Source organism: Kocuria sp. HSID16901, assembly GCF_003989425.1.
GTDB lineage: Bacteria > Actinomycetota > Actinomycetes > Actinomycetales > Micrococcaceae > Rothia > Rothia massiliensis.
In genome coordinates this window covers 1-261 of record NZ_RBLM01000022.1, presented here as the reverse complement: position 1 = coordinate 261, position 261 = coordinate 1, and the positions used below count along the sequence as shown (strand labels likewise).

1 protein-coding gene is annotated in these 261 nt (G+C 61.3%); it reads right to left on the bottom strand.

Going from position 1 to position 261, the window contains the following annotated elements; genetic code table 11:
- Positions 1 to 261 (bottom strand): hypothetical protein (locus tag D8M21_RS11335; protein WP_161970387.1); only part of this gene is annotated, 261 nt, incomplete at both ends.

The following is a 261-nucleotide window of genomic DNA, read 5'->3' as shown; positions in this document are numbered from 1 at the left end:
TTTCGTCGCGCACGGATTCCAGGCTCATCCCGGACAACCAGATCGCGGCGGGTTTGACGATCCCTGCTTCTGCGGCCAGGCGTTCAACCTCGGTGGTTTGTAGAGTTTCCACGCGGGCGTTGGCAGCCGCTAGGTGTAATGTCCAGGGACGTTGTTTCGGCGACACGGCCGTGAACAGCTGAGAGGTGAGGGCCTCCGGTTGTGAAGTGGAGCTGTTGAGTTCAACCGCTTCACGTACCAGGAGGCCCTCGTGTCCCACGC